At 67.0% G+C, this 26,348-nt stretch carries 22 protein-coding genes; 10 read left to right on the forward strand and 12 right to left on the reverse strand.

Annotation, left to right across the window (positions count from 1 at the left end; all coding sequences use genetic code 11):
- Positions 1-95 precede the first annotated feature (95 nt).
- Positions 96-917: a pyruvate, water dikinase regulatory protein gene (locus F8O09_RS00180; RefSeq protein ID WP_158031676.1), complete on the reverse strand. Its 822-nt coding sequence runs from the start codon at positions 915-917 to the stop codon at positions 96-98.
- Positions 918-982: 65 nt separating this feature from the next.
- Here F8O09_RS00180 and F8O09_RS00185 point away from each other — a divergent pair, with 65 nt between their 5' ends.
- Positions 983-1,834, forward strand: coding sequence for a CPBP family intramembrane glutamic endopeptidase (locus tag F8O09_RS00185; protein ID WP_158053534.1), 852 nt, complete (start codon positions 983-985; stop codon positions 1,832-1,834).
- Between the two features lie 31 nt (positions 1,835-1,865).
- Here the strand turns inward: F8O09_RS00185 and F8O09_RS00190 are convergent, their stop codons facing one another.
- The 5 genes from F8O09_RS00190 to aceA form a co-directional block, all read right to left on the reverse strand.
- Complete coding sequence (locus F8O09_RS00190) at positions 1,866-2,885, reverse strand: acyl-CoA thioesterase (protein WP_158038152.1); 1,020 nt, start codon at positions 2,883-2,885, stop codon at positions 1,866-1,868.
- A gap of 38 nt (positions 2,886-2,923) precedes the next feature.
- Positions 2,924-4,060 carry a cation:proton antiporter gene (locus F8O09_RS00195; protein ID WP_158053535.1) on the reverse strand — a complete coding sequence of 379 codons (1,137 nt, stop codon included), beginning with the start codon at positions 4,058-4,060 and terminating at the stop codon, positions 2,924-2,926.
- The gene (locus tag F8O09_RS00200) at positions 4,057-5,418 is read right to left on the reverse strand and encodes an MFS transporter (protein WP_158053536.1); all 1,362 of its coding nucleotides are present in this window, start codon (positions 5,416-5,418) and stop codon (positions 4,057-4,059) included. Before F8O09_RS00200 ends, F8O09_RS00195 begins: the two co-directional genes overlap by 4 nt.
- A 4-nt stretch (positions 5,419-5,422) precedes the next feature.
- Complete coding sequence (aceB, locus tag F8O09_RS00205; protein WP_158053537.1) at positions 5,423-7,141, reverse strand: malate synthase A; 1,719 nt, start codon at positions 7,139-7,141, stop codon at positions 5,423-5,425.
- Between the two features lie 154 nt (positions 7,142-7,295).
- Complete coding sequence (gene aceA / locus F8O09_RS00210) at positions 7,296-8,606, reverse strand: isocitrate lyase (RefSeq protein ID WP_158042846.1); 1,311 nt, start codon at positions 8,604-8,606, stop codon at positions 7,296-7,298.
- A gap of 214 nt (positions 8,607-8,820) precedes the next feature.
- Between aceA and F8O09_RS00215 the strand changes: the two genes are divergently transcribed.
- Together F8O09_RS00215 and rraA are read left to right on the forward strand one after the other, a co-directional pair.
- A complete protein-coding gene (locus F8O09_RS00215) occupies positions 8,821-10,332 on the forward strand; it encodes a helix-turn-helix domain-containing protein (protein WP_158053538.1) in 1,512 nt (503 codons plus the stop codon).
- Complete coding sequence (gene rraA, locus F8O09_RS00220) at positions 10,329-10,829, forward strand: ribonuclease E activity regulator RraA (RefSeq protein WP_158053539.1); 501 nt, start codon at positions 10,329-10,331, stop codon at positions 10,827-10,829. Before F8O09_RS00215 ends, rraA begins: the two co-directional genes overlap by 4 nt.
- A 9-nt stretch (positions 10,830-10,838) precedes the next feature.
- On the opposite strand, the gene F8O09_RS00225 is transcribed toward rraA, so the two are convergent.
- A complete protein-coding gene (locus F8O09_RS00225; RefSeq protein ID WP_158053540.1) occupies positions 10,839-12,953 on the reverse strand; it encodes an NAD(+) synthase in 2,115 nt (704 codons plus the stop codon).
- A 105-nt stretch (positions 12,954-13,058) separates the two neighbouring features.
- Here F8O09_RS00225 and F8O09_RS00230 point away from each other — a divergent pair, with 105 nt between their 5' ends.
- Both F8O09_RS00230 and F8O09_RS00235 read left to right on the forward strand, forming a co-directional pair.
- Positions 13,059-14,291 (forward strand): AI-2E family transporter, encoded by a 1,233-nt coding sequence (locus F8O09_RS00230; protein ID WP_225732778.1) that lies wholly within the window; start codon positions 13,059-13,061, stop codon positions 14,289-14,291.
- Positions 14,292-14,348: 57 nt separating this feature from the next.
- Entirely contained in the window at positions 14,349-14,906 is a 558-nt protein-coding gene (locus F8O09_RS00235) for a type 1 glutamine amidotransferase domain-containing protein (RefSeq protein WP_158031665.1), read from the forward strand.
- Between the two features lie 2 nt (positions 14,907-14,908).
- On the opposite strand, the gene F8O09_RS00240 is transcribed toward F8O09_RS00235, so the two are convergent.
- The 3 genes from F8O09_RS00240 to F8O09_RS00250 form a co-directional block, all read right to left on the reverse strand.
- Positions 14,909-15,544, reverse strand: coding sequence for a DedA family protein (locus tag F8O09_RS00240; RefSeq protein ID WP_158053542.1), 636 nt, complete (start codon positions 15,542-15,544; stop codon positions 14,909-14,911).
- Positions 15,545-15,591: 47 nt separating this feature from the next.
- Positions 15,592-17,859 carry a heavy metal translocating P-type ATPase gene (locus F8O09_RS00245; protein WP_412973563.1) on the reverse strand — a complete coding sequence of 756 codons (2,268 nt, stop codon included), beginning with the start codon at positions 17,857-17,859 and terminating at the stop codon, positions 15,592-15,594.
- Positions 17,860-17,925: 66 nt separating this feature from the next.
- The gene (locus tag F8O09_RS00250) at positions 17,926-18,138 is read right to left on the reverse strand and encodes a heavy-metal-associated domain-containing protein (RefSeq protein ID WP_158053543.1); all 213 of its coding nucleotides are present in this window, start codon (positions 18,136-18,138) and stop codon (positions 17,926-17,928) included.
- A gap of 195 nt (positions 18,139-18,333) precedes the next feature.
- Here F8O09_RS00250 and F8O09_RS00255 point away from each other — a divergent pair, with 195 nt between their 5' ends.
- The 4 genes from F8O09_RS00255 (at position 18,334) to F8O09_RS00270 (ending at position 22,089) form a co-directional block, all read left to right on the forward strand.
- Complete coding sequence (locus F8O09_RS00255) at positions 18,334-19,275, forward strand: VOC family protein (RefSeq protein WP_158053544.1); 942 nt, start codon at positions 18,334-18,336, stop codon at positions 19,273-19,275.
- Positions 19,272-20,084 carry a formate/nitrite transporter family protein gene (locus F8O09_RS00260; RefSeq protein WP_158053545.1) on the forward strand — a complete coding sequence of 271 codons (813 nt, stop codon included), beginning with the start codon at positions 19,272-19,274 and terminating at the stop codon, positions 20,082-20,084. The genes F8O09_RS00255 and F8O09_RS00260 overlap by 4 nt, the downstream gene beginning before the upstream one ends.
- 99 nt (positions 20,085-20,183) lie before the next feature.
- Entirely contained in the window at positions 20,184-20,750 is a 567-nt protein-coding gene (locus F8O09_RS00265; RefSeq protein WP_158031867.1) for a GNAT family N-acetyltransferase, read from the forward strand.
- Between the two features lie 148 nt (positions 20,751-20,898).
- Positions 20,899-22,089: a hypothetical protein gene (locus tag F8O09_RS00270; RefSeq protein WP_158053546.1), complete on the forward strand. Its 1,191-nt coding sequence runs from the start codon at positions 20,899-20,901 to the stop codon at positions 22,087-22,089.
- A gap of 119 nt (positions 22,090-22,208) precedes the next feature.
- Here the strand turns inward: F8O09_RS00270 and F8O09_RS00275 are convergent, their stop codons facing one another.
- Both F8O09_RS00275 and F8O09_RS00280 read right to left on the reverse strand, forming a co-directional pair.
- Positions 22,209-24,284, reverse strand: coding sequence for an ArnT family glycosyltransferase (locus F8O09_RS00275; RefSeq protein ID WP_158053547.1), 2,076 nt, complete (start codon positions 24,282-24,284; stop codon positions 22,209-22,211).
- Complete coding sequence (locus F8O09_RS00280) at positions 24,281-25,609, reverse strand: bifunctional glycosyltransferase family 2/GtrA family protein (RefSeq protein ID WP_158053548.1); 1,329 nt, start codon at positions 25,607-25,609, stop codon at positions 24,281-24,283. The genes F8O09_RS00275 and F8O09_RS00280 overlap by 4 nt, the downstream gene beginning before the upstream one ends.
- A gap of 458 nt (positions 25,610-26,067) precedes the next feature.
- Between F8O09_RS00280 and F8O09_RS00285 the strand changes: the two genes are divergently transcribed.
- Positions 26,068-26,271 carry a cold-shock protein gene (locus F8O09_RS00285; RefSeq protein WP_158031657.1) on the forward strand — a complete coding sequence of 68 codons (204 nt, stop codon included), beginning with the start codon at positions 26,068-26,070 and terminating at the stop codon, positions 26,269-26,271.
- Positions 26,272-26,348: the final 77 nt, after the last annotated feature.

Below are 26,348 nucleotides of genomic sequence, written 5' to 3' on the forward strand. Positions count from 1 at the left end.
TCCTTCAGAGGTAGTGGTGTCGATGGATCATCATCGTCACCCTGCAAAAAAGTATAGTCACGATATGTTTCCGCGTGGTGACACGGTCGCACAGGTCACTTGCGCAGGCTCATGCTGTGCAGAATCACAGACGACATCTCTTCGATCGACTTGCTCGCCGAGTTGACGAAGGGAATGTTGTGACGCCGGTACATCTCTTCGGCGTTGCGCAGCTCGTAGCGGCACTGGTCGAGCGATGCATAGCGTGAGTCGGGGCGGCGCTGCGAGCGCACCTCGCTCAGCCGCTGGGGAGTCGAGAGCAGCCCGAAGCACTTGTCGGCCAGGGGAGCGATCGGCGCCGGGAGTTCGGTCGAGCCGAAGTCTTCGTGGATAAGCGGGTAGTTGGCGACCAGCACGCCGTGCTGAAGCGCCAGATACATGGTCGTCGGCGTCTTGCCGCAGCGTGACGGGGCGATGAGGATGATGTCGCTGCGATCCAGCGCACGAAGACTCTGGCCGTCGTCGTGTTCGATCGCGAACTCCACGGCATGCATGCGGGCGTTGTATCGCTCGAGGTCGCCCTGACCGTGCGCGCGGCCGGGGGAGTGGCTGGCCTCAGTGTGCAGCGTCTGCTCGAGACGCTTGGTCGCCTCGCCGAGCAGATCGATGACCAGAGCCCCAGAGGCGGTGAACACCTCACGGATCTCGTCTGAGACCACGGTCGAGAAGACGAGGGGAGTGGGCTGCGTCTTCGAGAGCGAGTCGATGTGGCGCACCACGGTGCGCGCGTATTCGACGGTGTTCACGAACGGGATCGTGGCGCGGATGAAGCTGTCGTTCGGGAACTGCGTCAGCAGCGTGTTGCCGAGGGTCTCGGCCGTGATGCCGGTGCCGTCCGACACGAAGAAGACGGAATGCGTCTCGCGCTCTGTGATCATGACTGCCTCTCTGCCGGCGACGGGTTCCACGATACCGCAGAGACGCCGACGAGTAGGGTGCTGCTATGACCCAAAGCTTCCGCTGGCCGCAGACCGAGGTGACGCCGGCCTGGGCCCGGCCGCGCGTGCGCGCCGAGGTCTGGATCGTGCTCGGGCTTACCCTCGGCCAGTCGGCGGTGTTCGCCGTGCTCTCGCTGCTGCGCAAGCTGACGGCCGAGGGCGGCCTCGGCGCGCAGACGAGCACGCTGAACGCCAGTCAGGCGTCGCAGCCCTGGCTCGATCTGCTGATCCAGCTGGCGCAGATCGGCTTCGGCCTGGTGCCGGTGCTCCTGGTGCTGTGGCTGCTGGCTGCTCGGTCGTCGGCGCCTGCCGACCGATGCTCCGGTGTGGGCTTCACTGGCGCCGGCTTCGCAGCAGGCGCGGCCAGACTCGGTCTGCACGATCTCTGGAGCAGGCGCGCATGGGGCCGCGGCTGTCTGCTGGCGGCGGTGATCGGGCTGCCCGGCCTCGCGCTCTACGCCGTCGGGCGGCTGCTCGGGCTCACCGCAAACGTCGTCCCCGCAGCGCTCGATGCGCATTGGTGGAGCATCCCGGTGCTGCTGCTCGCAGCCGTCGAGGCCGCCGTGCTCGAAGAGACCATCGTCTCGGGCTGGCTGGCGATCCGTCTGCGCGAGATCGCGTGGGGATGGCCGGCCGTCTTCGTCGCAGCCGCCCTGCTGCGCGGCTCGTACCACCTGTATCAGGGCATCGGCCCGTTCGTCGGCAACGCGGTGATGGGCGTGGTCTTTCTCTGGGCGGCCCGACGGTGGGGCGGAGTGGCCCCGCTGGTGGCGGCCCACTTTCTGCTCGACACCTGCGCGTTCGTCGGCTGGCAGCTGGCTGGCCCCTGGCTGCTGTCGACCGGTCTGCTCGGCTAGGTCGCGCGTCGGTCGGCCAGCGGCCGATCGATCAGATGCCGGGCAGTTCGAGCGGCACCGGATGCATCTCGTGACGCATCTGGATGAGCTCGCGAGCGTGTGAGCGCAGGTGGCGATCCTCGTCGCTGACCGGCTCCCACTGTGGCACGTCGGTGGCGTGCCCGTCTTCGCCGACGACGACCAGCACGGTCATGCATCGAGTTGTCAGGCGCAGGTCGTTGGGCCGCTTCGGGTCCGCCGTGCGCACCTGGGTGCTGACGTGGATGCTGTGCGGCGTCGTCAGCAGCAGGCGCGAGCGGATCTCGACGATGTTGCCGATCGGAATCGGGTTGATGAAGTGGATGCCGCCCGAGTAGACGCCGACCACGTCGTGTTTGGCCCAGCTGCTGGCGCAGGTGTTCGCCGCTTCGCCGATCCAGCGCATCACCGTGCCACCGTGGGTCTTGCCGCCCCAGTTGGCATGCTGCGGCGCGGCCAAGAAGCGGAAGACCGTCTCTGGTGCGGTGCCGTAAGTGGTGTAGGCCTGCGAGGCCATCGACTGGCGGATGCGGCGGCGGGGCTCGATGCGCTCGATGGCCGCCTCGTGCAGCTGGCGTTCGGTGTCGGTCTGCGGGCTCCACTGCGGAACCTGCGCCGGCGTGCCGTTCTCGTCGACGGCGACGAAGATCAGGATGCAGTCGCAGGCCGGCTGGTAGGCGCGAGTGCGCACGTCGGCCGATTCGACGCGCACGAGCACGTGCATGCTGGTGCGGCCGGTGTGGATGATGCGGGCGTGGGCAGCGATGATGCTGCCCGGGGCGATCGGACTGTTGAAGTGGACGTTGCCGACGTACGCGGTCACGCAGTACGACGAGCTCCATCCGACGGCGCAGGCGTAGCCGGCCCGATCGATCCATTCGAGGACGCGGCCCTCGGCGATCGAGGTGCCGGTCTTCGAGACCTCTTGAGGCAGGGCCATGAAGCGCAGCGTGATGTGGTCTTCTGGCGACGTCGCATCGCTGTCGGCGGGGGATGAGCCGGTGGGCTCTGACGGATGAGGGTCAGTGAGCATGCACATACCCTAGTCGATTCGCCCGCGGCGGCAGCGGATCAGCGCTGCGTGGCGAAACGTCTCGCTGCGAGAGGAACCGTCGCCGACAGCGACACGACGCTGATGAGCGCGCCGAAGACGAGCGCTGCGGCGTCACCGCCGTTCAGCGCACCGGTCTGCATGCCGATGGTGGCCGCAGCGATCGGCACGCCCAGCTGTGCGCCGCCGAGCAGCGCCAGTGAGACGGGCTGTCCGGTCAGCGCGCCGACCGCGTGCACGGCCAGGCCGCCGAAGCCCAGTGCGAGGCCCAGCAGAACGTGCCGCGGACTGCTCCACAGGTCGCCCAGCGACAGCGACGCGCCGAGCCAGACGTAGAACAGGGGTGAGAAGAAGCCCTCGCTGAGGGCGAAGACCTGCTTCGCCAGACGTCGAGGCTCTCCGATCGCCGAGACCGCGACCCCTGCAGCGAACCCGGCGAGCATGATCGACACCGCTGTCTGCGAGGCGAGTACGGCGAACGCGAGCAGCAGCACGAGTGAGATGCGCAGCTCGAGCGCCAAATGCTCGCGGCGACTGACCCGGTGCGCCTCGCTCAGCATGCCGCGGCGTCGCATCATGCGCAGCGCGAGAACGACCCCGGCGGTCAGAGCGCAGAGTGCCAGCGCGCCGACGATGGTCAGCAGGGCGCGGCCGGTGTCCATGACCAGAGGCAGCAGCACGATCGACGCCACGTCGGCGACGGCGATCTGCGCCATCGTGGCGGTCACCGCCGGGCCGGTCAGCCGGGCCTGAGCCATCGCGGGCAGCGCCAGCGCCGCCGAAGAAGACCCGAGTACGACCGTATAGATCAGCCAGTCCGGACTGTGCAGGGTGAGGCTGATGAGCGCGCCCAGCGCCAGAGCGGCCACGGCCACGGCTGCCGCTCGGATGAGCCCCTTCACCAGCAGCGGCCGCAGCTCGGGGTTGCGCACCGGAATCTGGCTGCCGGCGACGAACATCGTGAGCGCGAAGCCCAAGTCGGCCAGCAGCGTGAACATCGAGTCGCCGGCATCGACCCATCCCAAGCCGGCGCCGCCGATGAGCAGGCCGCCGAGAATCTGACCGACGAGCACCGGGGCACGCCATCGGGTGACCCAGCTCAGCACAGGCCCCAGCAGCGCGATCACAGTGATCGCCAGCAGCGTGAGCAGAGTCATGCTGGCACGTTAGCACCCCGTGTGCAGCCGCCCTCCCGCGTGAGCTCGACCATGGCATCCGCACTGGGACGCTCACGCAGTGCTGCGCTGCTCGCTGCGACCACCGTGAGACTGACCAGCGCCAGCGCAGCGCCCACCGCGAACATCCAGATGTGGTGCACCCCGCTGAATGCCAGCTCGATGCCGGAGAGGATCGCCGGCATGAAGAACCCCGTGTAGGTGAGGCTGTAGAACACGGCGGTGAACGCGGCCAGACGACCGGGCGGCGCGATGCGCTGCACGTACTGCAGACCAGACACCAGAACCGTGCCGTAGCCAATGCCCAGCCCGGCCGCGGCGACCAGACCCAGCCAGACCTGCTGCGTGGCCAGTGCGCTCGCGGCCAGCAGCATCCCTGCGCAGGCGACGACCAGGCCGAGCACCAGCGTGCGGGCCGACCCCGGACGCTCGAGGCGCTTGATCACCGGCTGCACCCCGACGCCGCAGGTGAGACCCACCAGACACATCAGCGCGCTGAAGCCGATCTCAAGACCGGGAGCCTGCGAGCGCATCTGCGTGGGCAGAATCGCGTAGGCGCTGGCTGCACAGCCGAACACCCACGGAGCTGCGGGAGCGACGATCAGCAGGAACCGGCGGCGCACCGCCGGGTCGATTCCGTCTTCGGCGATCAGCGCGAAGCGCGAGCGGCTGCGGCGTCGTGACGTCGAGAGCACTGCGTGCACCTGCGTCTCCGGGCCTCTGCGCATCATCCACACAGTCACCGGAATGAGCAGCCCGACGTTGACGAGGTAGGGCAGCATGGTGGCCGCTGGCCCCCACTGCGCGATGGCTCCGGCGACTGCGGCGCCGGCCCCGAAGCCCACGCTGAGCGTGATGGATGCGCGGCGTGCGCCCGCCCCCGCATCGGCGTTCGCATCGAACGGGGCCGTCGAGAGCTCCTTGATCCAGGTGCTGCCGACGGCCATCGCCAGACCCAGCGCGAGCCCGCAGAGCAGACGACCGACGAACAGCGCCACCATGCTCTCGGGGCCGAGGGCGAGCACGAGGCTGCCTGCCATGGCCAGCAGCGGGCCTGGGATCATGACCGGACGGCGGCCGATGCGGTCGGCCATGGGGCCGCCGATCAGCAGAGCCGGGATGATGCCCAGCACGTAGCCGCCGAAGAGGATGTTGACCTGCAGGGCGGTGAAGCCGCTGTGCATCTGGTACATCACCAGCAGCGGAGTGAACTCGTTGCCGGCCCAGGCGACTGCGAAGAGCACGGCGGCGACGCTGACCCAAGACCGGCCGTGCGGTGTGCGCGCCCGACCGGTCTGCGAATCGCCCGACCGTCGAACTGTCTGCGTCTGCGTCGACATGGTGTCATCCTCGGTTCGCCGGCTGCGGCTCGACGAGACCGGCGGCCTCGTCGGTCAGCGGCTCGGGCGTGACCACATCGGTGGCGAGGTAGCGTCGGTACGCCTCTGTGGTGAGAAAAGGCAGGAACGGCTTGTCGAGGGCGACCTGCGCGAACACCTGCACGGCGTCGTCGAACCGGTCGCCGTCGAAGCGCTGCAGCTCTGAGACCACGCCGTCGATGATCTGCTGCACGCGCTCGCGGGTGATGGCATTGCCCTCGGCGGTGACGGTCTGGTAGTGCAGCCACTGCCAGATCTGCGTGCGCGAGATCTCGGCGGTCGCCGCGTCCTCCATCAGGTTGTCGAGGGCCGCGGCACCGACGCCGCGCAGCCACGATTCGATGTAGCGGATGCCCACCGAGACGTTGTCGCGCAGGCCGGCCTCGGTGACCTCGCCAGGGGTCGCCTGGAAGTTCAGCAGATCGCTCTGCCCGATGCTGACGTCGTCGAGCTGACGTTCGACCTGGTTTGGCCGCTCGCCGAGCACCGCGTCGAACTCGGCCTGTGCGTAGGGAATCAGGTCGGGATGCGCGACCCAGGTGCCGTCATAGCCGGCCTCTGCCTCACGGCGCTTGTCTGCAGACACCTGCTGAAAGGCGCGCTCGGTCACCTCCGGATCGCGCCGGTTCGGGATGAATGCGCTCATGCCGCCGATGGCATAGGCGCCTCGGGTATGTGCGGTCTTGACCAGCAGCTGTGCGTATGCACGGGTGAAGGGAACCTCCATCGTGATGCAGGAGCGATCAGGCAGCACGTTCTTCGCACCGCGCTCGCGGAAGACCTTGATCACGCTGAAGATGTAATCCCAGCGGCCGGCGTTGATGCCCGTGATGTGATCGCGCATCTCGTAGAGGATCTCATCGATCTCGAAGGCCGCAGGCAGCGTCTCGATCAGCACGGTGGCGCGGATGGTGCCGATGTCGAGACCCAGTGCGTGCTCGGCGAAAGTGAAGACGTCGTTCCACAGGCGGGCTTCGAGGTGGCTCTCGAGCTTGGGAATGTAGAAGTACGGGCCTCGCCCGCGGGCGATGAGCTCTTTCGCGTTGTGAAAGAAGAACAGCCCGAAGTCGACGAGGCTGCCCGACGTGTCTTCGGTGCGGTTGCTGTCATCGGTGAAGACCAAGTGCTTCTCGGGCAGATGCCAGCCGCGCGGGCGAGGCACGATGGTGGGCAGCTCGGCGAGCTCTTTCGTTCGCAGGGCGTACTGCTTGCCCTCTGGCGAGGTGAAATCGATCTGCCCGCGAATCGCGTCGAAGAGGCTCAGCTGGCCGCCGACCACGTTCTGCCAGGTGGGGCTGGTGGCATCCTCGAAGTCGGCGAGCCAGACCTTGGCGGTGGAGTTGAGCGCGTTGACGGTCATCTTGCGATCGGTCGGCCCCGTGATCTCGACGCGCCGATCCTGCAGACCGGGCGCATTCGCAGAGCCGACGACACGCCAGCTTCGGTCGGCGCGGATGTGCGCGGTGCCGGGCAGGAAGTCGGGGTTGGTGCCCAGCGAGTAGTCTTTCAGCCGCTTCGCCCGTTTGGCGAGCAGCTCATGGCGACGTGACGAGAAGCGGTGGTGCAGTGCGGCGAGAAAGTCCAGCGCCTCGGGCGTGAGAATCTCGTCGAAGCGTTCGTGCATGCGCCCGGCGACGCGCACGACGGGTCGGGTCGGTCGGCGGACGGCAGTGGTGGTGTGCATGATTCTCCAATCCTGGTGGCGGGGCCGATCGTCGTTGATCGGCGGGTGCGTGGCTGTGTGACGTGACGACCGGCGTCGCGGCGACGGCGGCGTCGGGAGTGAGCCGGTCGGGGCACGGCCTGCGGCGATGCAGGAGCGCCCCGATCCGACGAGATCAGAACTGTGCCTCTTCGGTGCTGCCCACCAGCGCGAGGGTCGCGCTGTCCGGGTTGAGCGCCGTCGAGATGCGGTCGAAGTAGCCGGTGCCGACCTCGCGCTGGTGCCGGGTGGCGGTGTACCCCTGGCTCTCGGCGGCGAACTCCTTCTCTTGCAGCTGCACGTAGGCGGTCATCTGCTCGTCGCGGTAGCCGCTGGCCAGCTCGAACATCGAGTAGTTGAGCGCGTGGAAGCCGGCCAGCGTGATGAACTGGAACTTGTAGCCCAGCTCGCTGAGCTCACGCTGGAACGAGCCGATCTGCTCGTCAGAGAGGTGCGCCTTCCAGTTGAACGACGGCGAGCAGTTGTAGGCGAGCAGCTTGCCGGGGAACTTCTCGTGGATCGCCGTGGCGAACTCACGGGCAAGCTCGATGTCGGGCTCTCCGGTCTCGACCCAGAGCAGGTCGGCGTACTCGGCGAAGGCCAGACCGCGGGTGATGACCGGCTCGATGCCGTTGCGCACTCGGTAGAAGCCCTCGTCGGTGCGTTCGCCGGTCGTGTACTGGCGATCGCGCTCGTCGACGTCGCTGGTGAGCAGATCGGCCGCCAGCGCATCGGTGCGGGCGATGATCAGGGTGGGCACACCCGCGACGTCTGACGCGAGTCGAGCCGACTGCAGAGTGCGGATGTGCTGCTTCGTGGGAATGAGCACCTTGCCGCCGAGGTGGCCGCACTTCTTCTCACTGGCCAGCTGATCTTCCCAGTGCACGCCCGCCGCTCCGGCCTGGATCATCGCCGACTGCAGCTCGAAGGCGTTCAACGGGCCGCCGAAGCCCGCCTCGGCGTCGGCGACGATCGGCGCCATCCAGTCACGGGTGACCGCCTCGGGCCCGCCTTCGCCGAACTCCACCTGGTGGGCGCGCATCAGCGCGTTGTTGATGCGGCGCACGACCGCTGGCACCGAGTTGACCGGGTACAGACTCTGATCCGGGTAGGTCTGGCCCGAGAGATTCGCGTCTGCGGCGACCTGCCAGCCGGAGAGGTAGATGGCGCGCAGACCGGCTCGCACCTGCTGAACCGCCTGGTTGCCCGTGAGAGCGCCGAGCGCGCGCACCCAGTCGTCGCCCTCTTCGTGCAGCAGCTCCCAGAGTCTCTCGGCGCCGCGACGGGCGAGTGTGCTCTCTTCGCGGATGCCGCCGCGAATGCGCAGCACGTCTTCGGCGGAGTAATCGCGGCGCACGCCCTCCCAGCGCGGGTCGTTGTCCCACTCGAACTGCAGGTGCTCAGCGGTCTGTGTCTGATCGCCGGGGCGGATGTTCTGCTCGGTCATGGTGATCTCCTTTGATCTCATGGTGCGTGTGCCACCTCATCGGCCGGTGAGCCGAACCACGTCACTCGGGTGATCGAGTCGTCGTTGAGTCGATCGGTCGTGCTGTGGTGAGTTCTACTCTGCGGCAAGAGATGCTGACGATCCGGGCGAATCTGCAGGAAAGTTCTGCGATATTTCTGTTCTGCGGAGAAAACGGCTGTGTCATCATGAAGACATGACGACCACGCAACGGCGCGGGGCGCGTCTTGGCGATGAGGCGATGGTTGACGCTCTCATCATCGGGCGGCGGATTCGCGCGATACGAAAACAGCGAGGGCTCACCTTGGAGTCTCTCGCGCAGGCGATCGAGCGCGCGCCCAGCCAGATCTCAGCGCTCGAGAACGGGCACCGAGAGCCGAAGCTCAGCCAGCTCAGGCGCATCGCCGAAGTGCTCGCCGTTCCCCTCGACGATCTCATCGGTGGCGATGAGCCGCCCGACGAACGGGCGTCGCACGAGATCGAGCTCGAACGCATACAGCGGTCGGTCGGGTTCTCATCGCTCGGCCTGCCTGCGGTGCGAGTGGGGCCTCGACTGGGAGACGACGCCTTGGCCACGATCGTCGGCCTCTATCGCAAGATCGAGCAGCTGCGCGACGACCGACAGGCGACACCAGAAGAGGCCCGCCGGGTGAACGCCGAACTGCGCACCACGATGCGGGCCAGCGACAACTACTTCGAATCGATCGATGATGAGGCCGAGGGACTGCTCGAGACGCTCGGCTACGCGGGCGGCCCGCTGCCGCAGCGGCTGACCGCAGCGCTGGCCGAACACCTCGGTGTCACGCTGCACTACGTCGACGACCTGCCGCAGTCGACGCGGTCGGTGCTGGACGAGCGCAACGGCCGCATCTATCTGCCGCAGTCGGTGATCGGCTCGGGCGACTCGCGTGCCGCGGTGCTGCAGGCGCTGTCGAGCAAGGTGCTCGGGCACACCGTTCCTGCGGACTACGCGGAGTTTCTGCGCCAGCGGGTAGAGAGCAACTACTTCGCCGGTGCGATGCTCATGCCTCGCACCCGCAGCGTCGAACGACTACGGGCCGCGAAGGCGAACAAAGACCTGGCCATAGACGACTTTCGCGACGCCTACGCCGTCAGCTACGAGACTGCTGCGCATCGGTTCACCAACCTGGCCACGGAGTTTCTCGATCTGCCCGTGCACTTCGTGAAAGTGCATGAGTCCGGCACGATCTGGAAGGCCTACGAGAACGACAGCGTGTGCTTTCCCACCGATTCTCTGGGCGCCATCGAGGGGCAGACCTGCTGCCGGCACTGGACGAGCCGCATCGTCTTCGCCGAGACCGATCACTTCAGCCCGTTCGCTCAGTACACCGACACGCCGACCGGCACGTTCTGGTGCGCCGCTCGGGTGCTCGCCTCGTCGCAGGGGAGGGTGTCGGTGTCGGTCGGCACCGACTTCACCCATGCCCGCTGGTTTCGCGGCGGCAACACCACCAGTCGTGCCGTCTCGACGTGCCCGGACGAGAACTGCTGTCGCATCCCGCCAGCGCACCTGCGCGAGAAATGGGAGGATCAGTGCTGGCCTGCCACGCGACCGCACGCCTCACTGCTCGCCGCGCTGCCACAGGGCGTCTTTCCCGGCGTCGACACCACAGACGTGTACGAATTCCTCGAACGACACGCACCGCCCGAACCGTCACCGACGGCCGACGAAAGGAACCGACCATGACCGACTCTCCCGACCTGCTCACCGCAGATCTCGCCGACGACGGCGATCGCGAGCTGCGCAGCGTGGTCACCCAGCTGCGCAGCTTCGGTGGTCGCCGACGCGTCTTCGGGCGTGTGCAGACGCTGCAGGTGCACGAAGACAACACGCTGATCAGAGAGCAGCTCGGCACGCCCGGCGAAGGGCGTGTGCTCGTCGTCGACGCCGGCGCATCGCTGCGCCGCGCGGTGGTCGGCGGCAACCTCGGCGTGCTGGCCGCGCGAAACGGGTGGGCCGGCATCCTGGTCGCCGGCGCCGTGCGCGACACCGTCGAACTCGGTCAGGCCGACGTGCACGTCAAGGCGCTGGGCTCTCAGCCGGTGCCCACCGTGAAGCGCGGCTTCGGCGTGCTGGGCGAGCCCATCCGCTTTCTCGAGGTCGATGTGCGGCCGGGCGACTGGGTCGTCTCAGACGAGGACGGCGTGGTGTTCCTCAGCGTCGACCCGCGTTCCGAGGGGTGACCGACCGGTTCAGTCGCCGTTCGGGAACGCCCGGTGCAGCTCGTCGAGCCATGCCTGCGGCGAGGAGTCTGACGGCGCCCGCCAGTCGCCGCGCGGCGAGAGCGACCCGCCGGGCGACACCTTCGGGCCGTTCGGGATCGCCGTGCGCTTGAACTGCGCGAACCCGAAGAAGCGCTGCAGAAAGACCTCGAGCCAGTGCACGATCTGCTGCAGGTCGAAGTCATGGCGATCTGCCTCGGGAAAGCCCGCGGGCCACTGCCCGATGCCGGCGTCGCGGCAGGTCGTCGGCTCGGCCCACGCATGTGCGGCCAGCCAGGCGATGCGACTCGGGCGCATGCCGTGACGCAGCACCTGATAGAGCGTGAAGTCGTGCAGCGCGTAGGGGCCGATCTTCTCTTCGGTGCTCTGCACCTTGCCGTCGGCGCCGGCGGGCACCAGTTCGGGCGAGATCTCGGTGTCGAGCACACGCTGCAGCACCGCTGAGACCTCGGCAGAGAAGTGCCCGGTCGAGCTCACCCAGCGAATCAGATGCTGCATCAGCGTCTTGGGAACGCCGGTGTTGACCGTGTAATGCGACATCTGGTCGCCGACGCCGTACGTCGACCAGCCCAAGGCGCCCTCTGAGAGGTCGCCGGTGCCCACCACGATGCCGCCGCGCTGGTTCGCGAGTCGGAACAGATAGTCGGTGCGCAGCCCGGCCTGCACGTTCTCGAAGGTGGTGTCATAGACCGGCTCACCGTCGGCGAAGGGGTGTCCGATGCGGCTGAGCAGCTCGCGTGCGGCAGGCCTGATGTCGAGCTCTTCGAATGTGACCCCCAGCGACTCGGCCAGTGCCACGGCGTTCGACTTGGTGTGGTCGCTCGTGGCGAACCCGGGCATGGTGAATGCGAGGATGTCGGTGCGCGGGCGTCCGAGACGGTCCATGGCCTGTGCGCAGACGAGCAGCGCGTGCGTCGAGTCGAGGCCTCCCGAGACGCCGATCACGAGCTTCGGCGAGCCGATCGAGCGCATGCGCTGCATGAGACCCGAGACCTGGATGCTGTACGCCTCGTAGCAGTCCTGCGCGAGCCGGTCGGGGTCGGCGGGCACGAAGGGAAAGCGGGCGAGGGTGCGGCGCAGGCCGATGTCGTCGGTGGGCGGCTTCAGCGTGAACGAGACGGTGCGATAGTCGCCCTCGCGGGCGTCGCCGCTCAGATCGGCGAGTGTGCGTCGGTTGTCGTCGAACGTGCCCTGTCGCAGACGCTCCTGCCGCAGTACGTCGAGATCGACATCGGCGACCGACCGTCTCGGCCCGTCGGGAAAGCGTTCGGTCTGCGCGAGCAGCGTGCCGTTGTCGTAGATCATCGTCTGGCCGTCCCACGAAAGGTCGTTGCTCGACTCTCCGGCTCCCGCGGCGGCATAGACATAGGCGGCGAGGCAGCGGGCAGACGCCGAACGCACCAGCAGATGGCGGTCTTCGGCGCGGGCGATGGTGATGGGACTGCCCGAGAGGTTCGCGAGCACGCTCGCCCCGGCCAGTGCGGCACGAGCGCTCGGCGGAACCGGCACCCACATGTCTTCGCAGATCTCTGCGTGCAGCACCAGCCCCGGTACGTCGACGGCGTCGAAGAGCAGGTCGGTGCCGAAGGGCGCATCGAATTCGCCGATGCGGATGCTGCCGCCGTGCTGGTCGTCTCCGGGAGCGTACCAGCGGCGTTCGTAGAACTCCCGATAGGTCGGCAGGTAGGACTTCGGCACGACCCCGAGCAGACGGCCGCGATGGATGACTGCGGCGCAGTTGTAGAGCCGGGTCTCGTGCCGCAGCGGCACACCGACCACGAGCACCGGCAGCAGCTCGGTGCTTGCTGCGACCACCTCGATCAGGGCGTCGACGGCGGAGTCGAGCACTGCATCCTGCAGCACCAAGTCGTCGATGGCGTAACCGGTCAGGCACAGTTCGCTGAAGACGGCCACCCCGACCGCGTCTCGGTCGCACTCCACAGCCTGCTGGATGATCTGCTTCGCGTTCGCAGCAGGATCGGCGATGGCGATGGGAAAGGTGACGGCTGCGACGCGAGCGAAGCCCTGAGCGTAGGCGCTCGCCCGGGCGCCGAGTGCACGGGCGGCGACAAGTCGATCGGTCATGACCTCCAGTCTGGCACAGCGCGAGGTCTTGCCGGCAGACAGTACACTTGGTGAACATTTGCTACCGTGTTGGCACGATGAGGACGAAGGGGCTGAGGCGTCATGATGACTGAACGCGCAGTGAAAGAACCAGGAGCGGTTCGTCGGCTTTGGGCTGACGGCTTCGGAACGCTGGCCACGCGATGCGTGCAGGCTCTGGTCGTGCTCGCTGTGATCGTGGTCGTGATCTTCGCCATCATGCAGGTGTCGATCGTCGGCATTCCGGTGCTGCTCGCCCTGATCGTCTCGTCGGCGATCGTTCCGTTCACCGCTTGGCTGCGGCGCAGAGGCGCGCCGGCCATGCTCGCCGCCTGGACGGCCCTGCTGAGCATCGTGGTCACCTTCGGGCTGCTGATCTGGCTGATCGTGTGGGCTGTGCTCAACCAGTGGAACGTGCTGGTGAGCTCGGCGACCGGCGGCATGCAGACGCTCCAGGACTTCATCGACGGGCTGCCGTTCACCGTGCACACGCCGGCGCTCGACGAGGTCGGGGCGTGGGCGCAGGGGGTGCTTGCCAGCAGCGGCTTTCAGAGCGGAGCACTCGCCGGCGTCTCGGCGACGGCGGAGTTCTTCACCGGCTTCGGCATCTTCGTGGTGGTGCTCTTCTTCTTTCTCAAAGACGGGGCGGCGATCTGGGAGTTCCTGCTGCGGCCTTTGCACGGGGACGGATACGCACGGGCTCGCCGCGCCGGACAGCAGGCCGTCACCACGTTCGGCAGCTATCTGCGCGGCACGACGATCGTGGCCGCGGCTGATGCCGTCGGCATCGGCATCGGACTCGTGATTCTGCAGGTGCCGCTGGCGCTGCCCCTGGCCGTGATCGTGTTCGTCACGGCATACATCCCGATCGTCGGTGCCACGCTGGCCGGCGGGCTCGCCGCCCTGGTCGCGCTGGTGGCCAACGGGCCGGTCGCCGCACTGATCGTGATCGCCATCGTGATCGTGGTCAACCAGCTCGAGGGCAATCTGCTGCAGCCTGTGGTCATGGGGCGCACGCTGAAGCTGCACCCGTTGGTGATTCTGATCGCGCTGACCATCGGCGCCTCGCTGGGCGGTGTGCTCGGGGCGATCATCGCAGTGCCGCTCACCGCAGCGGCGTGGTCGGTGCTGCAGGTCTGGGACGGGCCTGGACGCCCAGCACGGTTCGCTCGGGCGAAGTCAGCTCGAGAACGTCGTGAGGCTCGCGAGGCCGAGCTGACCGCCGAAGAGGAAGCCAAAGCCCCCACCGGCGCAGCGTCGGCGGATGCGGCGGCGGCCTCAGACAAAGACGCTGACGTATCGGGTGGCAGCGACGTATGATCGGCGGCGTCGGCTCCGCCTCGGCGTCGACGATCAAGACTCAGAAGGAGCTCTTCTATGAACACAGCACTCTCAGAGAAACGCGTGCTCGTCATCTCGACCAACTACGGAGTCGAGACCGCTGAGATCTCGCGCCCGGTCAACGATCTGCGCGCAGCAGGCGCTCGGGTGACCGTCGCCGCGCCGAAGCCTGAGGCCATTCTCACCTTGGTGCACGACCGCACGGTCGGCGAGACGCTCGCACCCGACGCGACCTTCGCCGACATCGACCCGGCGCAGTTCGACCTGCTCGTGCTGCCCGGCGGCACCATCAACGCCGACCAGCTGCGCGTTGACAACGACGCGCAGCGCATCGTGCGCCGCTTCACCATCGCGGGTCGGCCGATCGCTGCGATCTGTCACGCACCGTGGGCGCTGATCGACGCCGGAGTGGCCGAGGGCAAGAAGCTCACCTCGTACAGCAGCATCAAGACCGATCTGGTCAACGCGGGAGCCGAGTGGGTCGACGCCGAAGCGGTCGTCGACGACACCGATGGCTGGCGGCTGATCACCTCGCGGTCGCCGCAGGATCTCGACGCCTTCGTGGCGGCCATCATCACGACACTGGAGGGCTGAGCTCAGGAGGCGCGTCCAGAGCGACTCTCCGAGGTCTCGCGAGACATCAGCGCGGTCTGGATGCGTGAGGCGATCATGCCGATGAGCATGGCAATCACCACGGCGATGCAGATCACGGCTACGGGATGCCTCTCGACCCAGATGCCGGCGACCGCGCCGATGCCGGTGCTGTAGATCGCCCAGACCAACGAGCCGACCGCCGAGAGTCGGACGAACAGCGCCGTCGGCATGTGCAGGTCGGCGCACGCGAGTGTGGTCGCCAGACGTCCCATCGGCACCATGCGGGCGCTGATCATGGTGATGTCGGGCTGATCCCGCAGCCGGCGTCGCATCCAGCGTCTCATGCGCCGCACTCTGACGCCGTTCAGCCATCGCCAGCCGCCCAGATGCGTCCACCGTGCCAGACCGAACGCTCCGAGGTCGCCGCCCACCATGCCGACGGTGGTGCTGATCAGCAGCACGATGGTCACGAACAACTGCTCGGGGCGGGCGTAGGCGATCGTCGCCAGTGCGATCACGAGCGACTGTGTGGGCAGAAAGGTGAGCGTGCCGCTCAGCGCGAGCACGAGGGCCAGCGCGACGAACACCCAGGGCGAACTCGCGAGTGACAACACCCAGTCAGAGGCTGCAGATCCCATGGCCTCCCAGCGTACCCGGTGAGCTGTGCCACATCGTCGAGCGTGCGTCAGCCCTGTGCACGACTGCGGAAGCCGCGCAGCCGCAGGCTATTGCCCACGACGAAGACGCTGCTGAACGCCATCGCTGCACCCGCCAGCATCGGGTTCAGCAGCCCCAGCGCTGCGAGCGGGATCGCCGCGACGTTGTAGGCGAAGGCCCAGAAGAGGTTGGTCTTGATCGTGCCGAGTGTGCGCCTGGCCAGTCGGATCGCGTCGGCGGCGCTGCGCAGATCGCCACGCACCAGGGTGATGTCTGCGGCCTCGATGGCCACATCGGTGCCGGTGCCCATGGCGAGCCCCAAGTCGGCGGTGGCCAGTGCGGGGGCGTCGTTGACGCCGTCACCGACCATCGCCACGACGTGCCCGGCCTGCTGCAGCCGCCTGACCTCGGCGACCTTCTGCTGCGGCAGCACCTCGGCGATCACCTGGTCGACGCCCACTTCGGCGCCGATCTGTCGAGCGGCCCGTGCATTGTCTCCGGTCAGCAGCACAGGATCGAGCCCGAGACCGGTGAGCTGCGCGATCGCCTCGCGGCTGGTGGGCTTCACCGCGTCGGCCACGACGACGATGCCGCGTGCCGTGCCGTCCCAGCCCACGGCGATGACGGTCGCACCGCCCTGCTCCGCCTGCTGCTTGGCGGCCACGAGTTCGTCAGACAGGTGCATCGACCACTGGTCCAGCAGCGCCTCGCGGCCGGCGACGACGACATGGCCCTCGACCAGACCGCGAACGCCGAGGCCTGCGGCGTTGGCGAAGTCAGAGACCTCTGGCAGAGCTCCGGCTTCGGCCGCAGCCTGGGCGATCGCACGGGCGATCGGATGCTCCGAGGCAGCCTCGAGGGCGCCGGCCAGCCGCAGCAGCTCGTGCTGCGTGACGTCAGGCTCGGCGGCGACGTTCTTCACGGTCATGCGGCCCGTGGTCACAGTGCCGGTCTTGTCGAGAACGATGGTGTCGACCCGACGCGTCGACTCGAGCACTTCGGGGCCTTTGATGAGGATGCCGAGCTGCGCACCGCGCCCCGTGCCCACCAGCAGTGCGGTCGGTGTCGCCAGCCCAAGAGCGCACGGACAGGCGATGATGAGCACCGAGACGGCTGCGGTGAAGGCCGCCGTGGCGGGATGCCCGAGTAGCAGCCACACCACCAGTGTGATCAGGGCGATGCCGATCACGATGGGCACGAAGACGGCTGACACGCGGTCGGCAAGCCGCTGCACCGGCGCCTTGCTCGACTGGGCGTCTTCGACCATCTGCGCCATCTGCGCGAGCTGCGTGTGGGAGCCGACCCGGGTGGCGCGCACGACCAGGCGGCCACCGGCGTTCACCGTCCCGCCGACCACAGCGTCGCCTTCGTGCACCTCGACCGGCACCGGTTCGCCCGTCAGCATCGACGCATCCACCGACGAGGACCCTGACATCACGCGGCCGTCCGTCGCGATCTTCTCGCCCGGCCGCACCACGAATTCGTCGCCCACGGCGAGCTGAGCGACCGGAACGCGCTGCTCGCGGCCGTTCCGCAGCACCACGACGTCTTTGGCCCCGAGCTCGACGAGTGCGCGCAGCGCTGCGCCGGCCTGTCGTTTCGAGCGCATCTCGAAGTAACGCCCGGCCAGGATGAACATGGTGACCCCGGCGGCGACCTCGAGGTAGATGTTGTTCGAGCCGTCGGTGGGAGCGATCGTGAGTTCGAACGCATGGTGCATGCCTGGCATGCCGGCTGTGCCGAAGAAGAGCGCGTAGAGCGACCAGAGCAACGCCGAGACGGTGCCCAGAGAGATGAGTGTGTCCATCGTCGCCGCCCCGTGACGCAGGTTGATCCAGGCGGCGCGATGGAACGGCCACGCCGCCCAGACGACGACCGGAGCCGCAAGGGTGAGCGACAGCCACTGCCAGTTCGTGAACTGCAGTGCGGGGATCATGGCCATCGCGATGACCGGCACCGAGAGCACCACAGAGCCGATCAGCCGGTTGCGCAGCGCCACCAGCTCGACGTCGGCGTGCGAGGCGGCGGCGGATGCGGTGGACGGCTCGGGGGGAGCGGGCAGAGCTGCCGTGTAGCCGGTCTGCTCGACCACGTCGATCAGCTGCGCCGGGTCGTACCCTTCGGGCGCGTGGACCCGTGCCTTCTCGGTGGCGAAGTTCACCGTCGCCTGCACACCGTCGAGCCGGTTCAGCTTCTTCTCGATGCGTGCTGCACACGAGGCGCAGGTCATGCCGCCGATCTCGAGTTCAATGCTGTCGCGCCCGGTCGCTGCCGAGGTGGTGCTCTCTGCGGTCACGGTGTCTGACTCCTTCGCTGAGAATGATGCCCGCTGTTGTCTCTGCGGCTTCTGACTGCGGCCGGCTCAGCCGTGAGTCGCCGAGTATCCGGCCTCTTCGACGGCGGCCAGAACTGCTGCGTCGTCGAGCGGCTGCTCGCTGGTGATGTGCAGGCGACCGGTCTGTGCGCTGACCTCGAGGCTCTGCACGCCGGGGATCTTCTCGACCTCCTCGCGCACGGCGTGCTCGCAGTGCCCGCAGGACATCCCCGTGACGGCGAAATCGGTGATCGTGCTCATGTCGTCTTCCTCTCTTCGACGAATCACATCGTCGGCTCGAATACCCGGTGGGGGTATTCGTTCGCCCACTATACTCCTGACTTTGCGCTGTCGCACCGACGAAATCGAATATTCCGCGGCGCCCGAGTGGTGGCAGAACGGGCTCATGGCGCACGATGAGATGACATGGTCAGCGGCGATCGAAGGAGGCCCCCGATGCAGACAGACGAGAAGACCTGCATCGTGCCGAACCTCTGGTTCGACGGCAGCGCTCGCGAGGCCGTCGACTTCTACCTCGAGGCGCTGCCAGACTGCCACGTCACCGACGTCTCGCACTATCCGCACGAGGGTCTGCCTCCCTTCCAGGAAGCCATGGCGGGCCAGGAGCTCACGATCGAGTTCACCGTCGCGGGCCAGAGGCTCGTCGCCATCAACGCCGGTGCGGAATTTCGTCCGAACCCGTCGATCTCGCTCATGCTGAACTTCGACCCCAGCGTCGACGCCCAGGCACAGGAGCATCTGCACCGCGTGTGGCAGGCACTCGGTCGTGGTGGCACAGCCCTCGCCCCGTTGGGCGAGACGTCGTTCAGCAGGTGTTTCGGGTGGATGCAGGATCGATACGGCGTGTGCTGGCAGCTGATCCTGACCGACCCTCGCGGTGCGCCTCGGCCGTTCGTGCTGCCGTCGCTCCTGTTCGCCGGTCCCCAGCGAGGAAGTGCCCTGCAGGCGATCGAGTACTACGTCGACGTGTTCAGACCGCGCGCCGAGATGGCCGGGCTCGGCACGGTCATTCCGCACAGCCGAACAGGCAAAGATCCGACGGACGACGCCAGCGCCGACGGGCTGCTGGAGTTCGCGGACTTTCAGCTCTGCGGCCAGTGGCTCACGGCCGCAGACGACACAGGCAGTGCCGACTTCACATTCACCGAGGGCGTGTCTCTGCAGGTCGACTGTGCCGACCAGACCGAGATCGACCGTCTCTGGAAGCTGCTGTCGTCGTCGCCTGAGGCCGAGGCCTGCGGCTGGTGCCGAGATCGGTTCGGGGTGAGCTGGCAGATCGTTCCTGCGAACATCGGCGAGCTGATGCAGCGACCCAAAGCCTATGAACGACTTCTGGGCATGAAGAAGATCGTCATCGACGAGCTGCTGGCGCCGTGAGCGCCCCGAGAGCCGTGAGCGCGCGGGTCATGCTCGATCGAGTGATCGACTCCGGAGCCCAACGGGCTGTGGCTCCGGCCGCGTCGCTCTTCGCCCGCGGTGCACTCGCCGGAGCGCTGCTCTCGTGTGCGACGGTGCTCTCATATGCGGCCACGACGCAGACCGGGCTGCCGCTGATCGGCGCCATCGTGTTTCCGATCGGGTTCGTGGTCATCATGCTGCTCGGTCTCGAACTCGTCACCGGCAACTTCGCCGTCGTGCCGCTGGCAATGCTCGCGCACCGCGCTCGCGGCCGTGACTTCGCGCGCAACGCGACATGGGTGCTGCTCGGGCACTTCGTCGGTGCCGGCGTCTTCATCGGCCTCTTCGCAGCCGGTGCCACGGATTTCGGCAGGACGCCCGAGGGTCACAGCGCGACATCCGCCGTCATCGCGATGATCGTGAGCACGGCAGAGACCAAGACGACCGGCTACGCCGCATTCGGTGCCCTGGGCGTCGCCGTGGTCTTCGTCAAGGCGATGCTCTGCAACTGGCTGGTGACGATCGGCGCGATGCTCAACTACGCGGCTGACGACACTGCCGGGCGAGTGCTGGCGATGTGGCTGCCGGTGACGATGTTCTATGCCCTGGGACTCGAACATGCGGTGGTGAACCTGTTCGTGATCCCGGCCGGCATCGTACTCGGCGCCGACGTCACCGCAGCGCAGTGGTGGGCGTGGAATCAGGTGCCCGCACTGGCCGGAAACCTGGCCGGCGCGCTGCTGCTCACCGTCCTTCCACTGTGGTGGGCACATCGGCGCGTCGCCTGATCCCGTCACCCCATGCCAGGGGCGTGCCACGACGTCGGCGACACGCAGGAAACAGGGGTTTGCATGTTCGCTTTCGAACGTTAGGCTAACGCGGTGACGATGACAGAGACTGTGACCGATCTGAACATCCGCCTGGCGACGATTGACGACGCTCAGGCGTGCGCCGAAGTGTACCGTCCGTACGTCGAACACACCTCGTTCACCTTCGAGACGATCGCTCCGACGACCGAGATGGTCGCCGAGCGCATGCAGGGAGCCCTCGAGCACTACGCATGGGTGGTCGCCGAACGCGACGGCCAGGTCGTCGGGTACGCATATGCGCACGAGTTCAGCGACAGACCCGCCTATGACTGGACCTGCGAAACCAGCGTGTACGTGTCGGTCGACGAACGCCGTGGAGGCGTGGGCCGTGCGATGTACGACGCCATGATGGATCGTCTGGCCGAGCGCGGCTACCGACGCGTCATCGCGAACGTGGTCAGCGAGAACGAGGCCAGCATCCGCATGCACAAGCGCATGGGGTTTCGTGAGGTCGGCCGCTTCGAACGGGTCGGCTGGAAGTTCGACGAGTGGCACGACGTCACCTGGCTCGAACTCGACCTCGACGACGATCATCCCGCCGAGGCCGGCATGGCCCGCCCCGCCATGCTGCCGAAGCACCTCTGAGACCCCTCTGACCTGGCTCGCACCGAACCGGCGATCCTGATGCCCCTTCGGTGATTGCAGACGCACGGCTGCTGCTCAGACACGGCACAGCATCAGGCGGCACCCTGTAGTCGGGGACCGCATGCTGCGGCTCCCGGCAGGAGGAGTCATGCAGTTCAGCGAATTCGTGCAGGCGTATCACCGCGAAGTCCCACCGACGCACACCGCGACAGCTGGGGCAAGCCTCCCAGCGAAGACGCAGCGCGAACTCGACTCCATCATGGGTCAGGGGAGGGCCCACGCCGAGCGCTGGGGCGGTCTTCTGCACGACTGTCTCAGCGGCAGAGCCATCGGCATCTCGAAGCGTCAGCTCGACGCCGAGGCACAGGCCTACCTGCGCTGGTTCGCCGCGGCCGGAGATCGACTCGTCGCGCTGTCAGTCGAGATCGCAAACGAGCAGGCGGCCTCTGACGTCGATTGCTCTGGCGGGCCGGCTGAAGGAGTGACCGCACCTCAGCAGATCGAATCGGCGAAGGTGCTCCACGCGCTGACCGAATTCAGCTTTCACCGACTGAACGCCAGATGTCTGCCGATGTGGAGCGCACTGCTCTTCGACGAGTGCACGTCTCGAAGCATCCGCCGCACGGTGGCGCGGGCGCGGTTCGAACTCTCCAGTGACGTCCTGCTGTTCTCTGCAGTGCGCGAACAGGCCCTGGGCAGCATGGCCCAAGACGATGCTGAGACGAGACAGCTGCGCAGATGGCACACGGGAATGCTCACAGAGATCGACGCGATGATCGCCCTGCTCGAAGTGTCGTGTCGGTCACCTCAGACGGTGGTGCTTCCCGCCCCGCCGCAGTTCGAACGATTCGCCGGCGGAGCGAACGCCGACATGATCGTGATCGACACCGCAGCGCACGAAGTGATCGGCGTCCAGGTCAAGTCGAGCCGCTCGTGGCGTCAGGCAGACCATTACGACGCCCGCCGCGTCGTCATGCTCGACGGCGTGCTGCACCTGGAGAACTCGCGAGTGATGCGTACCGACGCCCGACGGTCAGACCGCCGGGCGGTCTCATGGCCGGGCCTCGTCGGCGCGCATTATCTTCGAGCTCTGCCGGTCGGCCGCGTCGAGAAGGGCTGGGCGACACGACGCCAGGCGCTGAACATGAAAATCGCCGCGCGACACTATGCCGGCGAGATGACCGATCGCAACGCCGAAGCGTTCGAGAACTGCGTACGACTGGTGCAGCAGGCACTCGGAACGACTGGAGTCACCGGAGCGACCGGACGGATGCGCGTCGGCGATGGAGCGCAAGGCCGCTCGACAGCGCCCGACCGTCTGAGGGCGTCTCTGGCCTGAACAGAGCCGACCGCCTGAAGAGCTGGCCGCCTGCACAGGGCTGGCCGCCTGAACAGAGCCGACGAAGATCGCCCGCTGCACAGCTGCTCAGTGAGCAGAGTGCGGCGGGCGATTTCGGTTCACCGTTGTGTGAGGTCGTAGACGGTCACTCCGTCGATGGTCTGAGCTGCGAAGTTCTGCTGCACCCACGACTCGATCTCAGAGGACGCCGATGATCCTCCGTTGGGCGCTCCCATGGAACCCCCGGCGATGTAGAAGTGGATCTCGCCATCGTCGACGTACTGCTGGAACAGCTGCAGCGTCGGGAACGGGTCGCTGCCGTTGAACCCGCCGATCGGCATGACCGGCACGTCGGCGGCGAGCTGATACGAGGCCGCGTTCTGCGACCCTGTCGTGGCGGCCGCCCACCGGAAGGCGGTGGAATCATCTCGCAGCATCTCTGTGATCTGATCCGAGACCGTGGTGCCGCCGAGAAGCCCGCCACCCATGCGGCCTTCGGCGCGTCTTCCGGCCGATCCCGCACTCGGCGGCTGGGTACCCGAGCCGTCCGGTGAGGTGCCCGGAGCGTTCGGTGCCGAGTCGGCACCGTCAGCTGCGCCTGCTCCAGGCTGCGGCATGCCTTGTCCGCCGCCCATACCGCCGCCCATACCGTCTCCCATACCGCCTCCCATGCCGCCTCCTGGGCCTCGCATGCTGCCAGACTGCACGGCAGGGCCCGCGGTGATGATCGAGCCGGTGTACCCCTGCTGCACGGTGTAGACCGTGTAGCTCGTCGGCCCGGCGAGGCAGACGACGACTGCGGCGACTGCGCTGCGCACGGCCAGCTTTCGCGAATCGGGAACCCAGGCGCTGGCCGCCAGTCCGATCGCCGAGGCCGCGCCGAGCACGAGAACCGGCCAGCGAAGCAGACTCTCATTGCGGCCGAGCAGCACGAACGCCCAAACCGCCGTCACCATGACCGCCCCTGCCAGCACGATGGTCAGAGCGCGGCCGCGTCGTGCGCTCTCGCCGCGCATCCGCCACAGCTCAGCGGCGCCGAGCCCGATGACGCCGGCGATGCCCGGTGCCAAAGCGACCGTGTAATAGGCGTGGAAGATGCCGGACATGAAGCTGAACACCAGGAAGGTGACCAGCATCCAGCTGCCCCACACGATGACCGAAGCCCGCAGCGCGTCAGTTCGTGGACGACGCCACGTTAGTACGAGCAGCGCGACCATCAGGATGACCGCAGCAGGAATGAGCCAGGACGCCTGACCTCCGATCTCGCCGTCGAGCAGACGTGTGATTCCGGTCGAGCCCCACATGCTTCCCTGCCCGCCGCCTCCGCCGGGTGTGACCGATCCCGTCTCATTGCCAGTGATGCGGCCGAGCCCGTTGTACCCGAAGGTGAGCTCGAGAAACGAGTCGTTCTGTGAACCGCCGACATAGGGGCGCCATGACTCGGGAACGAGTTCGACCAGAGCCACCCACCATCCAGCGCTCGCAATGATCGCTGCGACGGCCAGCAGTCCGTCTCGCAGACGGCGTCTCAACGGCACCGGTGCCGCCAGCAGATAGGCTGCGGCGAACCCCGGCAGCACGACGAAGGCCTGCAGCTGTTTCGTCAGAAAGGCGAACCCGATGGCGACGCCGGCCCACAGCATCCATCGTGTTCTGCCGTCTTGCACGGCACGGACGACGAAGTACGCCGTGAGCGTGAGCAGAAAGACGAGCATCGCATCGGGATTGTTGTAACGGAACATCAGCGCCACGATCGGCGTCGACGCGAATGCGACGCCGGCCAGCAGAGCAGCCACGGGGGTGGAGACCCGCCGCACGGCGGCATAGAGCACCGCTGTCGTCGCCACGCCTAGCAGAGCCTGAGGTATCAGCATCGCCCACGTGTTCAGTCCGAAAACCCGCACAGAGAGCGCCATGAGCCAGAGGAACGCCGGCGGTTTGTCGACAGTGATCGAGTTGCCGGCGTCTGACGAGCCGAAGAGAAATGCCGTCCAGTTCTCGGCGCCGGCCTGAACGGCGGCGCTGTAAAAGGCGTTCGCCCAACCCGACGCGCCGAGATTCCAGATGTATGTGAAGGCCGTCACCACCAGCAGGGCACCGAGCGCCGGGAGCTCCCACCGTGGGCGTCGCTGCCTCTCGGGCGCTCGCGTCTCGCTGACGGCGGCGGTCTCGGGGGTGGATGCGGTGGTCGTCATTTGTCTCCTCCGGAGATGATCGTAGGGTGTGAGGATCGGTCGTTCGAATCGGCTGCCGACGTCGAATCGGCGGGGTGCGGGCGGAAGACCCAGCGTCGAAAGAGCAGGAACTTCAGCAGCGTGGCGACAAGGTTCGCGACGGTGGCAGCGACGATCTGCACGAGGGGAGAGAACCCCTGAGTCAGCGAAAGCGCCACCGACGTCAGCAGCCAGCAGAGGGCGAAGATGAGAAGCCCCTGGCCCTGATGCCGCAGGGCGCCGGCACGACTGCGCACTCCGAAGGTCAGTCTGCGATTGGCCTGGGTGTTGACGATCGTGCTCAGCAGCAGCGCCAGCAGATTGGCCGCCTGCGCGCTCATCATGGTCTGCAGCATCAGCAGCAGCACGGTGTAGAGGGCCGTGCTCGCGACGCCGATCAGACCGAATCGCACGAGCTGTCTGAGCAGCGAGCCGCTCTGCGTCTCTGGTGCGCTCGCATCGGTCGACGCAGGTGCTCTCGGGTCTCCTGGTCGAACCGTGCGACGAATCGTCTCGAGCGGGATGCGGCCGCGCACGAGCTCGGATCCGAGCCGCACGATGCCACCGAGGTCTTGCCTGACAGTCGCCGGGATGTCGACACGGCTGTCTGGATCGTCGACCCAGTCGACCGGAACCTCGTGAATGCGCAGTCCCGCCTTCTCGGCGATCACCAGCAGCTCGGTGTCGAAGAACCACTGCGAGTCGTGCACGTAGGGCAGCAGAGCCCGAGCCGCCTGCGCCGAGATCGCCTTGAACCCGCACTGTGCGTCTGAGAAGCGAACGCCGAGCGTGCCGTGCAGCAGCAGATTGTACGAGCGTGAGATGAACTCTCGTTTGACGCCGCGCTTCACCCGAGAGGTGCGAGAAAGTCGTGTACCGATCGCCAGATCGCTGTGCCCTGAGACCAGCGGTGCCACGAGCGGTGCGAGTGCGCGCAGATCCGTCGAGAGATCGACATCCATGTATGCGAGCACCTGAGCGTCGGCAGCAGACCAGGCGGTGGCCAGCGCGAGCCCTCGCCCCTTCTGATCGAGATGCACAGCGCGCACGGAGGGCAGACTCCCGGCCAGCGCGCCGGCGACCTGCCACGTGCCGTCTGTCGATGCGTTGTCGACGATGGTGATCGTCGTGCTGAACGGAAACCCCTCATCGAGAAAGGAACGGGTGGTCGTCACCGCCCGCGCCAGCGAGGCCTCTTCGTTGTACACGGGAATCACGATGTTCAGCACGCTGTGCGGCGTCTGCGGCGGATCAGGGGCGCGCAGACGGTGTGGGTCGGTTGCCGGTCGGGTCTGGTCGGTCGTCATATGAACATGCTCGCGACGGTGCTTGTGATGCAGGAGGTGATTGCATGTGCAGTTCCGAGCAGCAAGCTGTGACAGGCTTGTCGGCGAGATTCGCCGCGACGCGCCGCGCCGCAGGAGTCGCGCGTCGCAGGCGAGGTGTGTAGGCTGAGAGCTACCGCGGGCGGTTGAGAGCGCCCGTACGGACGAGAGCGATGCAGGCAGTCGTCTCTCGGTCACATCGGTCGTCGAACGGCCGGGTGATTTCCCGCTCGGCCTTCGAAAGCAATCAACGGACAATCAGCACTCTCGGTGGCATGTGCGAATGTGCCTCGGCGTCCGACCAGATTCGCGCGAAAAGGGCGTGCACAAGTCGTATGACAACGGTTGTCATACGCACACAGAAGAGCTTCGCGCCCACCGGGCCGCGAAAAATCGACAGTGCAGGAGTGCTGTCGAACAACGAAAGAAAGCAGTACAGCATGACAACCGGCACAGTCAAATGGTTCAACTCGGAAAAAGGCTTCGGCTTCATCGCCCCTGACGACGGCAGCGCCGACGTGTTCGCTCACTACAGCGCGATCACCGGTGACGGCTACCGTAACCTCGAAGAGAACCAGCACGTCGAGTTCGAGGTGACGCAGGGCCCCAAGGGTCTGCAGGCCGAGAACATCCGCAACGCCTGAGACAGGCGCAGTCGACTTCGTGAGTCGTGAACGATCGCACTGATCGCGCACGGCACACACCAAGAGGGCGTTCACAC

The organism is Pseudoclavibacter sp. CFCC 11306, assembly GCF_008831235.1.
Classification (GTDB): domain Bacteria; phylum Actinomycetota; class Actinomycetes; order Actinomycetales; family Microbacteriaceae; genus Pseudoclavibacter_A.